This window comes from Dyadobacter bucti (assembly GCF_005869225.1).
GTDB lineage: Bacteria > Bacteroidota > Bacteroidia > Cytophagales > Spirosomataceae > Dyadobacter > Dyadobacter bucti.
In genome coordinates, this window is record NZ_SWFP01000003.1 from 455,242 (window position 1) to 469,673 (window position 14,432).

At 45.2% G+C, this 14,432-nt stretch carries 12 protein-coding genes; 5 read left to right on the forward strand and 7 right to left on the reverse strand.

All coding sequences use genetic code 11. The features are described from left to right. The first annotated feature begins 130 nt into the window (after positions 1-130). Positions 131-901, forward strand: coding sequence for a M48 family metalloprotease (locus FBF61_RS12010; protein WP_138477466.1), 771 nt, complete (start codon positions 131-133; stop codon positions 899-901). A gap of 70 nt (positions 902-971) precedes the next feature. On the opposite strand, the gene FBF61_RS12015 is transcribed toward FBF61_RS12010, so the two are convergent. The 5 genes from FBF61_RS12015 to mobA form a co-directional block, all read right to left on the reverse strand. Then, complete coding sequence (locus tag FBF61_RS12015) at positions 972-1,742, reverse strand: glycerophosphodiester phosphodiesterase (RefSeq protein ID WP_138477467.1); 771 nt, start codon at positions 1,740-1,742, stop codon at positions 972-974. Positions 1,743-1,851: 109 nt separating this feature from the next. Further along, positions 1,852-4,161: an FdhF/YdeP family oxidoreductase gene (locus FBF61_RS12020; RefSeq protein WP_166444504.1), complete on the reverse strand. Its 2,310-nt coding sequence runs from the start codon at positions 4,159-4,161 to the stop codon at positions 1,852-1,854. 2 nt (positions 4,162-4,163) lie between these two features. After that, positions 4,164-4,529, reverse strand: coding sequence for a DUF7009 family protein (locus FBF61_RS12025; RefSeq protein WP_138477468.1), 366 nt, complete (start codon positions 4,527-4,529; stop codon positions 4,164-4,166). Continuing rightward, entirely contained in the window at positions 4,513-5,361 is an 849-nt protein-coding gene (gene fdhD / locus FBF61_RS12030) for a formate dehydrogenase accessory sulfurtransferase FdhD (RefSeq protein ID WP_138477469.1), read from the reverse strand. The genes FBF61_RS12025 and fdhD overlap by 17 nt, the downstream gene beginning before the upstream one ends. 1 nt (position 5,362) lies before the next feature. Continuing rightward, positions 5,363-5,977, reverse strand: coding sequence for a molybdenum cofactor guanylyltransferase (gene mobA, locus FBF61_RS12035; RefSeq protein ID WP_229215016.1), 615 nt, complete (start codon positions 5,975-5,977; stop codon positions 5,363-5,365). 198 nt (positions 5,978-6,175) lie between these two features. Between mobA and fdhA the strand changes: the two genes are divergently transcribed. The 3 genes from fdhA (at position 6,176) to mnmA (ending at position 10,357) form a co-directional block, all read left to right on the forward strand. Then, the gene (fdhA, locus tag FBF61_RS12040) at positions 6,176-7,366 is read left to right on the forward strand and encodes a formaldehyde dehydrogenase, glutathione-independent (RefSeq protein ID WP_138477471.1); all 1,191 of its coding nucleotides are present in this window, start codon (positions 6,176-6,178) and stop codon (positions 7,364-7,366) included. A 697-nt stretch (positions 7,367-8,063) separates the two neighbouring features. After that, entirely contained in the window at positions 8,064-9,107 is a 1,044-nt protein-coding gene (locus FBF61_RS12045; protein ID WP_138477472.1) for a hypothetical protein, read from the forward strand. Between the two features lie 140 nt (positions 9,108-9,247). Next, complete coding sequence (mnmA, locus tag FBF61_RS12050; protein ID WP_138477473.1) at positions 9,248-10,357, forward strand: tRNA 2-thiouridine(34) synthase MnmA; 1,110 nt, start codon at positions 9,248-9,250, stop codon at positions 10,355-10,357. A gap of 329 nt (positions 10,358-10,686) precedes the next feature. Here mnmA and FBF61_RS12055 read toward each other — a convergent pair whose 3' ends face one another. After that, complete coding sequence (locus FBF61_RS12055) at positions 10,687-11,226, reverse strand: YciE/YciF ferroxidase family protein (protein WP_138477474.1); 540 nt, start codon at positions 11,224-11,226, stop codon at positions 10,687-10,689. Positions 11,227-11,495: 269 nt separating this feature from the next. Here FBF61_RS12055 and FBF61_RS12060 point away from each other — a divergent pair, with 269 nt between their 5' ends. Further along, complete coding sequence (locus FBF61_RS12060; RefSeq protein WP_138477475.1) at positions 11,496-12,413, forward strand: LEA type 2 family protein; 918 nt, start codon at positions 11,496-11,498, stop codon at positions 12,411-12,413. 1 nt (position 12,414) lies between these two features. Here FBF61_RS12060 and FBF61_RS12065 read toward each other — a convergent pair whose 3' ends face one another. Continuing rightward, entirely contained in the window at positions 12,415-14,355 is a 1,941-nt protein-coding gene (locus FBF61_RS12065; protein ID WP_138477476.1) for a glycoside hydrolase family 127 protein, read from the reverse strand. Positions 14,356-14,432: the final 77 nt, after the last annotated feature.

The following is a 14,432-nucleotide window of genomic DNA, read 5'->3' on the forward strand; positions in this document are numbered from 1 at the left end:
AAGTCCTGTACGTTCCGTACAGGATTTTTTTATATTTAATCCTCGTTCCGGTCCACTGTTTTTACGCTATACGTTTTGGTATACATTTTATATAAACAAAACCGGAAGGTCACTTAAACTCTATCAAAAAATGCGCAGACTGGGAGGAAGATTCATATTCGCAATTATCATTGTGCTGGTCACTTTGTTCAGTTATTTTAACAAAACACAGGTCAACTCGGTTACAGGCAAAAAGCAGCGTGTAAGCCTGACACCCGAGGAAGAAGTCCAGCTCGGACTGCAGTCCGCACCTCAGATGGCCGCCGAATTCGGAGGGCTGTATCAGGATCCACAGGTCCAGAATAAGATTGATGCTATAGGAGAAAAACTGGTGAATTCAACAGAAGCCAGCCGTTCACCTTACAAATTTGATTTCCACGTTCTCGCTGATCCAAAAACTGTCAATGCATTTGCAGTGCCAGGCGGACAGATATTTATCACTATGGGCCTTTTAAAGGAATTGAAAACCGATGATCAGATCGCCGGTGTCCTCGGACATGAAATGGGGCACGTCATCGGGCGGCACTCGGCTGCGCAAATGGCAAAAGGTGAATTATTGCAGGGACTTGCGGGCGCTGCCGGAGTCGCCGGCGGAGATTATACTTCCGCCCAGACAGCACAATATGTCGCTAATCTGGTCAATCTGAGCTACGGACGTGACGACGAACTTGAATCAGATGATTTTGGTGTTAAATATATGATTGAAGCCGGCTACAAGCCAGAAGCACTGCTGGATGTAATGGAAGTGCTTGAAAAAGCTTCTGGTGGTAACGAGCAGTCGGAGTTTATGAGCTCACACCCCAGCCCCGCGAACCGGGAAGAGAAGATCAAGGTAGCAATTGATAAATATGGGAAGAAATAACTTCCGAGCGCCGGGCTTCGACTTCGCTGAAACCTACATGTGGGCGAGGTCGAAGCCCGGTAACAAATTTTTATTTATTAATTGAGAGTAACAGTTCCGGTTCGTTGGTAGTGATAAAATCCACACCGTTTTCCAGGAAATATTTCATGGTTGCTTCATCGTTGACCGTCCATACATTGGTCTTCATTTTTTCCTTCTGGGTATCTTTGATATAACTCTCATGTTTTTTGTAAACTGTAAAATGGTAGTCAATACCATCCAGTCCGGCTGCGGCGATTTCTGCGGGCGTTTTATCACCATTCAGGTATTCGACATGTGCTTTCGGTGCCAGCTCTTTTACTTTTTTGCAAACATCAAAGTCGAAAGCAATGTAGTCGGTGATTTTTTCAACCTTTAACTTCTTTACCATTTCCACACATTTCGTAGCCAGAGCCAGCGAACGTTCTTTGCTGATCGACGAAGTTTTGATTTCCAGGATCAGACGCGTTTTTTTCTGTTTGGAACCGGCTTTCAGATAAGCTTCAAGCGTTGGAAGGCTTTCGCCGTCAGCCAGCTTGATCTGAGATAGTTCTGCTGACGACGTTTTTTCGATATGTGTTCCCTTGATAGCATGGTCATGATGCACATATATAACCGAATCGGCAGACATGTGTACATCAAATTCGCTTCCGTAACAGCCTAGCTTGATAGCGTGCTCCAAAGCTCCGATCGAGTTTTCAGTAACCCCCGTATTTTTCCAGGCACCGCGATGTGCTATTACCTTATTTTTATTTTGAGCCATACTTTCAAAGGTGCTTAAACAGATAAAAGCCACCGCAACTGATAAAAAAAATCTTTTCATTTTGTGAATTTTAAACTATAAAAATTACATCAACCATGGCTGCAAATACCAGGTTTGCTATTAAAGGTGAAAAGTAAGGTACGTTTACCTTACTAATGTTAGCTGAATATTAAGGTTCGCGTTTACGCAGTGTAATGATGACATGTTTGGAAGTAGGTGTGTTGCTTTTTTCAGCTACGCTGGTCACCGGAACAAGGACGTTTGTTTCCGGAAAATAAGTAGCTGTGCATCCTTCCGGAATCGGGTACTCGACTACAATGAATTTTCGGGCAATCCGCTCCGTCCCGGCATGCTGATTAAAAATGTCCACTACATCGCCTTTGTTCAGGTTTCGCGCCGACATATCAGCAGCGTTCATTAAGATAACCCTGCGTTCATTATAAATTCCGCGATAACGGTCATTTAAGCCATACACGGTGGTATTGAACTGGTCGTGGCTGCGGATGGTCATCATCACCAGCTCATCTTCCTGTAATTTATTTTCAGGCAGCGGTGCCAGGTTAAAGTGGGCTTTTTGACTTATTGTATCAAAATTGCCTTCCCGGTTACAGTTCGGCAGATAAAAGCCGCCAGGCTCCCGCACCCGGAGATTATAGTTTTGAAATCCCGGAATTGTACGCTCAATTTCCTGCCGGATATGGTCATAATGCAATGCGTAACCTTCCCAGTTTGTCTTCGTTTTAGTACCCAGGGTCGCTTTTGCAATTTTACACATGATGACCGGCTCGCTCAATAAATGCTCGGATATAGGTTTTAAGACGCCTTTCGAAGACTGTACAACCCCCATTGAATTTTCGCAGGATACGAACTGGTTTTCTCCATTCACCATATCCATATCGCTCCGGCCAAGACAGGGAAGAATAATAGCTTCTTCACCATGAACCAGGTGGCTGCGGTTGAGCTTGGTAGAAACCTGCACGGTAAGCTGACATTTACGTAAAGCTTCCGCGGTAAAATTGGTATCAGGCGTAGCCGAAAGGAAGTTTCCGCCCATTGCAAAGAAAACTTTTGCTTTTCCTTCGTGCATCGCTTTGATCGCTTCCACAGTATCATAACCATGGTTTTGAGGAGGCGTGAAACCAAAATTGGCTTCAATAGCCGCAAGGAATTTGGCGGAAGGTTTCTCGTAAATCCCCATGGTACGGTCGCCCTGCACATTGCTATGGCCGCGCACCGGGCAAGTTCCCGCACCGGGTTTTCCGATGCTGCCTTTCATGAGGAGCAGGTTAACGACCTCCTTGATTGTATCCACAGCGTTTTTGTGCTGGGTAAGGCCCATCGCCCAGCAGGCAATGATTTTCTTTTTGTTTTTCAGGATTTCCGCAGCTTTCTGTACCTGGGAAAAGGGTATTCCGGCAATTTGAGCTAACTCAGCAGGATTGTATCGTTCAACTTCTTTCCTGAAATCGCTGAAACCTAGGGTATTATTTTTGATAAAATCAACATCCAGCACGGTACCGGGGGATTTGTCGTCTTGGTTCAGCAGCAGGATCTGGATCGCTTTCAGCAAAGCCATATCACCGTTGATTTTAACCTGTAAGAAAAGGTCTGTTAAAGTCGTATCGAGGTTCAGAACCCCTTTGACCGTTTGCGGATTACTGAAACCCATCAGGCCGGTTTCTGGCAATGGATTGATAGAAATGACCTTTGCACCGTTTGCTTTGGCTTTGTTCAGAGCCGTTAACATTCTCGGATGATTCGTGCCGGGATTCTGGCCGAGGATCATGATCACTTCGGCTTCATAAAAATCCTCGAGTGTCACCGAACCTTTTCCGATTCCCAGCGACTGTCCCAATGCTACCCCGCTGCTTTCGTGGCACATATTACTGCAGTCGGGCAGGTTATTTGTTCCATATTCACGTACAAAAAGCTGGTACAAAAAGGCAGCCTCGTTGCTGGTCCTGCCGGAAGTGTAAAAAATGGCTTCGTCGGGAGAAGCAAGACTGTTAAGCGATGTCCCGATTTTATCAAAAGCTTGGTCCCAGGAAATCGGCTGGTAATGTGTACCTCCTTTGGGTAAATACATGGGCTGTGCAATACGCCCTTTGCCGCCGATTTCATAATCCGAAAGCTTGCTAAGGTCAGAAATTGAATTCTGGCTGAAAAATTCGGCATCCAGTTTTTTAGCCGTTGCTTCCTCTGCCACTGCCCGGGCACCATTTTCACAGTATTCGGCTATTCCCGAACGCTCATCGTCGGGGTCTGGCCAGGCACAGCTAGGGCAGTCAAAGCCTCCCTTTTTGTTCAGATACCATAGCGCTTTCATCCCGCGGGAAAATCCTGCTTCGCCTACCACTTTTTCGAGGCTGGAAACTACCGCTGGAATTCCTGCGGCTACTTTTTTTATCTTGCCCAATTTCAACCCCGTAAATTCTTCGGGATTTTCGGCTGTCTCGGGAGTAGGATTTTCATTGATCATGGTCAGCAGCTTTTTGGATTCTCATAGTTGTCCGACTGGTCTTCTGTAGTATTGTCGAGACATTTAAAATCTTTTTCCAATAACAAATACAACGTTTTCTCGCCATCGATTGGCATATTGGCGTCAAAACCTACAACATTATTGACGGGCCATTCCTTCAGATAAAGTGAAGGTACCTGCATGATGATCTTCCAGCCGTCGAACGAAGCCGAAAGGTCTTTTACTTCATTATTTTGTTCGAGGACATATTCAAAAGCGGTACTTCCAAACGAAGTTTTCTCAGAGAGATAACCCTCATTTGCCAATCTTTCCACTTCCTTTTTGGACAATCTGACACGAACTGAATTTCCGTTAATGCGTATTTTCATAATTTGTTATTCTTTCCCAGCCGGTATAAATATTGAATTTGTCTTTTTTCAAAAAACCTACGAGTGTAATACCGCTTTCCAGAGCAAGTTGCACCGCAAGGCTGGACGGCGCGCCAACCGCAGCCACTATTTTAATCCCGGCCATCGCCGCTTTCTGTATTAGCTCAAAGCTCGCCCTGCCGCTGAGCAAAAGTATTTTATCGGCAAGTGGCAGCGCGTTTTTTAGAAACATAGAGCCAATTACCTTGTCGAGGGCATTGTGCCTTCCCACATCCTCACGCAATGTTACAAAAGAACCGTCCAGTTCAAACAACGCGGATGCATGCAGGCCCCCGGTACTTTCAAAAATAGTCTGCTGCTTTTCCAGTTCCTCAATCAATCCTGAGAATATATGGGAGTTGACGGTAATAGAATCATTCTGGCCTGAATAGGCGGATACCGTTTTGATAGCATCGATGCTGGCCTTTCCGCAAACACCGCAGCTTGATGTGGTGTAAAAATTTCTTTCAGAAGAGGATAAAACCGGCACCTCATAATCATTCAGTGTTACCAGAACCGTATTTTCTTCGAGTAATCCTCCGATAACATTCTGGACTTGCGATGCATTTTGAATAATGCCCTCTGTGAATAAAAAACCGGCGGCCAGCTCTTCGTCGCCCCCAGGTGTACGCATAGTCACCGATATGCTTTTTCTGATGCGTTTGTCTTCGTTTTTGTAAGACAGCCGTATTTCCAGCGGCTCTTCAATGGCCAGCTGGTCAGTGAAATCCGAGATACCTTCGGCAGATACCTTTTTGATTTGCCTGCGTACAATCGATACTGTTTCGATCATTTTACTTAATATTTTGTTGGTTCAGAACCAGTTTCATATTTTGATATGCTTCCGGAGTATCTACGCTGGTCATCACCTTATCGTCTTCGGGATAATACTTTTGCGCCTCCACCGACCGCAGAAAGTGCTGAAGTGAAAATTCGTTCCGGTTAAAAAATGCTTTTAGTAAAGGTGCACAATCCCTGGAATACCATGCAAGCAGCGGTTCGTATTTGTTGTCATGGTTAAAAAAAGCGGATGTCGGCTTTCCCAGGTTTTCTAAAAAACAGCTCAGCACATTCGAGGTGATAAGAGGGTAGTCGCATCCGATCACCAAAAAATCTTTCCCCGGAAATGTTGAAAAAGCGGTCAGCAAAGCAGCGATTGGGCCAATTTGCTGATATTCGGGAAGATCGATCACTACTTTATATTCCGCTGAGAGATCTGTAACCTGCTCGCTGCTGCACGACAAAAAGACTTCCTCACAAAACGGCCTGAGCATTTCGCTGACATAATATCGCTGAGGTTTGTCATAATAAACAAGAAGACTCTTATCCGTGCCCATGCGAGAACTTTGTCCGCCGCAAACAACCAACCCATATAAGTCCTTTGAAATCTGCATATTGATAATTTCCAACTCTCCTAGCAATTTACTCGGCCCCAGTTTCAAGGTAACGTTTTGCTTGTGATTTATAAAGTTAACAGGTAATCGCGTTTTTGATCAGCATTTCATCCGGCATGTATCTTGATGAATTTACCAATATTTAGTTAACTTTAAAAATTCAAAGAATAAATGTGACAATTCAATAATTTCTAACCCTTAAATTAAGTCTTTATGTGTCAAAATCATGGAGTGGCTTACATCAAACCCGGTGAAGTGGAAGTGCAGGAAATTGAATACCCAAAACTGGCATTGGGGGACAGGAAATGCGAACATGGCGTAATTCTTAAGATCGTTTCAACTAACATTTGCGGTAGTGACCAGCACATGGTCCGGGGGCGGACTACTGCTCCGGCGGGACTGGTCCTGGGTCATGAAATTACAGGCATTGTCCTGGAAGCCGGCCGCGATGTAGAGTTTATCAAAGTCGGCGACCTGGTTTCGGTGCCGTTTAACATTGCCTGCGGAAGATGCCGGAACTGTAAAGTCGGACAAACCGGTATTTGTCTCAATGTAAATCCTGCACGTCCGGGCGCAGCTTACGGATATGTGGACATGGGCGGCTGGGTTGGCGGTCAGGCTGAGTATGTAATGGTTCCCTATGCCGATTTTAACCTGCTCAAATTCCCGGATAAAGACCAGGGAATGGCCTACATTAAAGATTTGACATTACTATCCGATATTTTCCCGACCGGTTTTCACGGTGCAGTTACGGCTGGCGTGGGCCCGGGTTCTATTGTATATGTGGCGGGTGCGGGGCCGGTTGGACTTGCCTGCGCGGCATCCTGCCATTTGCTGGGTGCGGCCGTGGTTATTGTGGGCGATATGATACAGGAGAGACTGGATCAGGCTAAAAGCTTCGGTTGCGAGATCATCGATCTGAAAAAAGATGTGCCGCTCGAACAAGCGATCGCAGCCATCATTGGTGTTCCGGAAGTGGATTGTTTTGTGGATTGCGTTGGTTTCGAGGCCCGCGGGCATGGACAAAACGCCGATGAAGAACGCCCGGCCACGGTTTTGAACACGGCTATGGCCATCACCAGGGCAGGAGGCGCGATCGGGATCCCGGGTTTATATGTGACCGGGGATCCGGGAGCAAAAGATAAGGCGGCGCAGGAAGGCAGTCTTAGTATCCGGATTGGATTGGGTTGGGCAAAATCACACTCCTTTTATACCGGACAATGCCCGGTTATGAAGTACCACAGATCGTTGATGAATGCGATTTTATATGATAAAATAAAAATAGCAAAAGCAGTGAATGTGGAGGTAATCAGCTTACAGGATGCGCCGAGAGGTTATAAGGATTTTGACAAAGGAGCAGCCAAGAAGTTTGTGATCGATCCGCATAATATGATCCCGAATTAACGGTCTTCTCAATATTGTACCAAAAAAAGGCTTTCGTAAGGAAGCCTTTTTTTGGTACATTACTTATGTCACCCCGCGAGGGGTTCGGCGTTTGCTGATGATATCTCGCTTGTTGCGCTAATTTCAGCTCGTTGGCTTTCCAGAATTTTCTTGAAATACCCGGCTTAAAATCCCGAAGGGATGTAATTATTGTAGATAAAAATCAATCAGAAAAAGGTTCAGCGATTGTAGATGCGTCATCTTTGTTACAATAATTTCAGCTCTTCGGGCTTTCCGGAAATTTTGAAATGCCCGGCTTAAAATCTCGAAGGGAAGTAATTATTGTAGATAAAAATGAATCAGAAAAAGGTTCAGCGTTTGTAGATGAGTCATCTTTGTTAGAATAATTTCAGCTCTTCGGGCTTTCCAGAATTTTCTTGAAATACCCGGCTTAAAATCCCGAAGGGAAGTAATTATCGTAGATAAAAATCAATCAGAAAAAGGTTCAGCGATTGTAGATGCGTCATCTTTGTTACAATAATTTCAGCTCTTCGGGCTTTCCGGAATTTCTTTGAAATGCTCCGCTTAAAATCCCGAAGGGATGTAATTATTGTAGCCAAAATCAATCAGGGAAATAGAGAACCCCGTGAGGGGTGACATTTCAGCCTTTTTTAGAATTTCTTTCGCAGTTTCGCCCAATAAACATTAACTTCCTTACATGGAACACGGTGATGTAACGATCTTGCGAAAAAAACCGATTTACCCGGTTAGTACCGAGTTAAGGCGGTATCTGCGTTTTTACCAGCGTGATGCTAAGCTCCCTGTGGGTTATCAGGATCTGCTCAGCTTTTACGAATCGTTTCCTGTTATGGACAAAAACGGGAAGGATACACTTTGGGAAAGTCCGCTATATCCGCCGCATGAAATTGCCAGGCTGCACAGTGGATTGAAAAAAGCATATGCCATGCTGAAAGCTTCGGGCAATCTCAGGATTGTGGAACATAAATACATTGACAGGATAGATTATTGCAAATTTGGCAATTCCAACCCATTCAGAATCAAGATTGTAAACCGTCTCAATGATATTTACGATTATTTTTATGTAAAAAAGGCCGACGCTTCCCGCATATACGGATTGGAACTTGAAGAGATATTTTCCCCTAATCAGGTTAACTACCTGGTCGACGGCGACAGCCTGATCGAAGAACATATTGCCGGGATTCCGGGTGATGAATTTGCCAAAACGCGTCTCAGGCATACGGACTATAATCCGATCCGTATTGCGAAGGAATTTGTGAAGTTCAATGAACGGTGCATGATCACGCTGCTTGGCGATATGCGTTCTTATAACTTTGTGATGCAGATTACTCCGGATTTTGATGATTTTCAGTTCAGGCTGCGGGCCATTGATTTTGATCAGCAGTTTTATGAAGGAAACCTGAAAGTGTACATGCCGCAGTTTTTTAAGGAAAACAGGCCTTATGTAGAGCTGGCCATGGAATATTTGACAGACAAAACGGTTTTGCAATATCAGCAGGAAGAGCAGTCGTCGATCATGTATCAGGCAAGAAGCGAGAAGCACCGGTTGAAAGAGCTCCGCGATGTCTCCAAAAAAGATAATATTTCGACCCTGGATAATATTCATGAGCTGCGGGAAGGTCTTGCAAAACACTACCGTGATTCGCACTACTACAAGTGTGAAAGCATGACGGACGTGATAGAACTGAATATCAAAAATGTGATCCGGCAGGTGAATGCCTGAGATAAAACGCTGATATTCTGTGAAGCCTGAATTTTAGCGTTAACTTTGCCTTTGTAAGGAACAAATAGCAGGAAATATTCTGTTAGCAATTTTCAACTAAAACAAAATCGGAAGGCATTCAACCTTCGCAGATTCCCGGAATGAGTAAACACGGAAGAATTCTGGTCGCCATGAGTGGCGGCATCGACAGCTCCCTCGCAGCTGTTATGTTACACGAGCAAGGTTATGAGGTCATCGGAATGACCATGAAGACCTGGGATTACGCCAGCAGTGGCGGCACCAAAAAAGAAACAGGTTGCTGCTCTCTCGACTCCATCAATGACGCCCGCAATATTGCCGTTGAGCTGGGCTTTCCACATTATATTCTTGATATCCGGACAGAATTCGGGGACTATGTGATTGACCATTTCACCGGCGAATATCTGGAAGGTCGCACACCCAATCCTTGCGTATTGTGCAACACGCACATCAAATGGGATGCTTTGCTGAAACGCGCCGACAGGCTAGACTGCGAATTCATCGCGACCGGACATTATGCCAATATGCAATTCAATGATGGGCGGCACTATGTTTCAAAAGGTATAGATAGCTGGAAGGACCAGAGTTATGTGCTGTGGGGAGTTTCGCAAGAAAGCCTTTCCCGTACCAAACTTCCGCTGGGTTATCTGCACAAATCAGAGATCCGTGAAATGGCGCGGGAGAGGGGATTTATTGATCTCGTCAACAAATCTGAAAGCTACGAAATATGCTTTGTGCCCGACAACGATTACCGCGGTTTCCTGAAAAGAAGAATTCCGGGGCTTGAACAGGAAGTGGCTGGCGGAAATTTTGTCTTTCAGGACGGGACAGTTGTTGGTAAGCATGAAGGTTACCCTTTTTATACCGTAGGGCAGCGCAAAGGTCTCGGAATTGCATTGGGTAAACCGGCATTTGTAACTGAGATCAGGAAAGAAACCAATGAAGTCGTTTTGGGCGATTTACCGGATCTGTTCCGCGATGGAATGAACGTCGGGAAATTGAATCTTCAGAAATATGCTTCGATAGATAGGCCTTTGGAGACAGTTACCAAAGTGAGATATAAACACGATGGAACACCAGCGGTTATAGAGCAAGTAGAACCCGATAAAATTGTCGCCCATTTCCATGACGGTGTCAATGGCATTGCACCGGGGCAGGCCGCAGTGTTCTACGAAGGCGATGATGTAGTTGGCGGTGGCTGGATTACGAAGAGTTTTCGCCAGGGGAAATAAATGGGTAGCTCCTCCGGGGCAAATTCCTGGCCTGTGCATCTGTTTCTAGGAATGGGTAGCCCCGCTGGGGCAAGTGCTTACCTGTACTTTTGCGTTTAGGAATGGGTAGCCCCTCCGGGGCAACTGCTTACCTGTGCATTTGCGTTTAGGAATGGGTAGCCCCGCTGGGGCAAAATTTCTTGTCTGTACATTTGTTTCTGGGAATGGATAGCCCTTTTGGGGCTAGCATTGCGACAGAAGTTAATCTACTTATAACAATCAAGTTTTGCCCCAGCACGGGGCAACCCCCTTTTTAGAACCTTGCCCCGGAGGGGCTACCCATAATTAACTTACTCTGCGCTCGCTTCTTCGTTTACATACGTTTCGGCAAGTTCGGTAAGCTTGTGATCCGTTTCTCCCTCCTGATCGAGCGTTTGCTGCAACAGGTCAGCTACGTCCGAGTGGCCAAGCGTGCGGGCAATGTTACGGAGCGTGCCGTAAGAAGCAATTTCATAATGCTCCACTTTTTGGGCAGCCATAATCAAACCGCAGTCGCGTACCATCGTACCTTTATCGGTACTGCTGATGATCTCGTCTGCTTCTTCGAGCAGTCCTTCCATCGCTGCGCATTTTTTTGCCTGAGCTTTTTCACCTACGAGTCCGAATATTTCTTCCAGGCGTGAAGCGTGCTCTTCGGTTTCAGAAGTGTGCTTCTCAAAAGCAGCTTTTAGCTCGTCGGAAGTAGCGTTTTTAGCCATTTTCGGGAGTGCCTTAGCCAGGTGTTTCTCTGCCCAATAGATATCTTTCAGACCGTCTACAAAAAGTTCTTTCAATTTCTCGCTGTCTGTTTCTGTAATTTGATTGGTGGTTTTACTTTTAGTCGCTTTCATGATTTCGTCGTTGAAAAGGTGTAATTGGTTTGTTAAAAAAACATATGAACATCATTATTCATTGACGCCGCCCGTTAAAAACCTGTACCAAATAGAGAAACATCCTTTCTGCGATTGTGAAGTTATTTACTGAGAGAATAGTACACATATACGTTAAAATTGGAGTGGGATATGGGGAATTAATTGTGAATCAAATGATTATACGTCAGGGCCCGCGCGGAACGATTTTTTAATAAAACCTTTTTCGATCCTTAATAATCCATTCGAACATGCACCTCTCCAAACCGGTCAAAGTACTCCTGATAATCCTCGTCTTAGCCGTAGCCTTGGGCGCCGGATTTTATTTTTACAAACAAAAAAACGCCAACCCCGTTTCAGGTCTCAAACCGCGGGTGGAAATGGGGATCGGGCAGATCAGCAATATAACGGACAGCACCATTGATCTTACGCTGAGTTTGCTGGTAGACAATCCTTTGCCCATAGGAATACATGCCAAAAATTTCAGCTACTCTGTTCAAATGAATCAGGTGACAGTAGTGGAAGATGAATATGCAAAACCGCTGGTTATCAATGCGCAGGACAGCAATATGATCACCTTACCAGCCCAGCTAAAGATCAAGAAACTAAAGAAGGAAGGTGAAAAAGAAGCCGCGAAAGGGGAGGACAGCGCGGATTATCATTTTGAAGCGCATTTTCATCTGGAAAAACCCTTTTTAGGGAAAGATACCTTGAAACTTGAGATGGACAAGAGGCTGCCATTGTACCGTCTGCCAAAAGTTGAAATGGCTGGTTATGACATGAAAAAATTTGGTTTAAAAGAGTCGGAAGTTATTCTGCATCTCAAATTCTCCAACCAGAACCCGTTTCCCGTCCAGTTTGAAAATCCTTCCTATGTAGTGGATCTCGGTAAACAAAAAAGACTTGCAGAAGGAAGTGTGAAAGGAGCTACCAAAATAAAAGGAAAGAGCAGCGAAACTTATGAAATTCCGCTGTCTATCGATATGGGTAAAACTTTGAAGGCTGCGGTGCAGCTGCTGGGCAAAGGTAAAGACCTTCCTTTTACGCTCTATTTTAAAAGTAAGCTGGTTTCCGAAAACGATGCTTTTAAAAACAGCGACGTGAATATTGTCGTGAACGGAGAGCTTCGGGACCTGGAAACTGTGAAAAAGAATCTGGGCAAAAAATAGGCTATTTCTGATCGAACCAGATTGCCATTTCGTTGGCCCCGCGATTGGCCCAGGCATAGTAAGGGATCAGCGTTACATTCCCGGAAGTCAGTACGTTTACACCACCCAGAAAATCCTGACGGTATTCGGATTTGAATATCTGACCGGAAGTAACCGGGATCGAAAGTGCTTTTCCGCTATTATCATGGCCTTCGGCACAATAAACGATCGGACCGCGTTCCAGCGCGACTTTTCCCTTACCTGCTTTTACCTTTTCATTAGCCTTTACTTTTCTGACCGGCATATCCAGAGAAAGTGTGACCACATCCCCTTTTTTCCAGGTTCTGGCCAGCTTCAGGTAACCTTTTTCAATCGTCGCAGGCACATTTTTACCATTGACCGTCACTAAAACGGGGTTTGAATTTTTATCCTGATAATAATACAGGTTTCCCGGAATGGCTTCACCGTTCGCCCAGCCCGGAACACGTACTGACAAGAGGAAATTGGTCGTTTTTTCTGGTGAAACCGTCATTTTGATATTCCCTTCCCAGGGATAATTGGTCTGCTGGCTGATTTTTACAACCATATCATTAACCGTTAATGTTGCTTCATTGTCTGCGAACAAATTGACAAACAATTCATTGCCTTGGGTAGCGTACATGTAGCCCGGTACAGCGGGCAGAAAACGTGAAACATTGGTAGGGCAGCAGGCAGTACCAAACCATTCATGTCGTACGGCACCAGATCCTTTTCCGAAATCGTTTTTTCCGTTGGAAGCCATCGGATTTACATAAAAGAATTCATCGCCTTTCACAGACATTCCTCCGAGAAAACCATTGTAAAGCACACGTTCAAAAACATCCATATATTTTGCTTCACCCGTGTACAAATACATTTTGTGGTTCCATAACATGTTAGCGATAGCCGCACAGGTTTCTGCATACGCATTGTCGTTGGGCAGCACGTAAGGTTGGTCAAAGGCTTCTCCATCTTCCCGAGCACCTACGCCGCCTGTTATGTATTGCTTTTTGGCAGTTGCATCATTCCAGATCGTCTGAATGGCGGCGTCGTATTTCGGATCGTCCTGAACAGTCAGCATATCGGCAACGGCAGCATACAGATATTGAGCGCGGACCGCATGGCCCACAGCTTCTTTCTGACGTACGAATGGAACCTGGTCCTGGAAATAAGCAGGGCCCAGCTTGTGTTCATCCAGGTACAACGACCGTTTGTCCGATCGCCCACGCATATCGATGAAAAAACGGGAAAGGTCGAGATATTCTTTTTTCCCTGTGGTGCGGTACAATCTAATCAGTGCGATTTCGATTTCCTCGTGGCCGGGTACTACGACAAGCTGGCCGGGGTTGGGGCCAAAAGTTTTGACCAGGTGATCCGCATTTTTTGTGGCGATATTGAGTAATGTCGTCTTACCTGTTGCTTCGTAATGGGCAACGGCTGCTTCATAAAGATGCCCCACATTGTAGAGCTCATGGCTGCCGTTTTCAAAGGAATACCGGTAGGGGCCAGCGATCCAGTCGTAGGAACCGGTGGTATCTTTATTGATGGTCCGGACGGTGTATAAATATCCGTCTGGCTCCTGGGCAGCGGCGAAAAGAGTGATCAGGCTGTCGAGGTAGTGGTCGAGCTTGGGATCGTACTTATTCTGAAGAACATAGGCAGCACCTTCAACAACTTTGAAAACATCCGAATCATTGAAGCGTACACCCTGAAACTCACCTTTTTTTAGACCTCCTGCTATGGCAAAATTGTCGATCCTTCCTGTGATTTCACATTGATGCAAAGCATGAGGAACTGTTACATTCTGAGCCGATTCCAATCTGGTATGCCAGAAGCCCCTGTGTGTTTTAACATTTTTCAAGGGTACCGGGCTGATCCGGTTTCCCTGTGCAAATAGGGATTGAGAGAAAAAGATGAGTAGGAATAATGAAAGGTATTTGGTCATTATTGGATCTGTTGAAATTGAAATGCAAAGAGTTTTAACAACTATATTTCCAAAAAACATGCCAATAATGACCAATC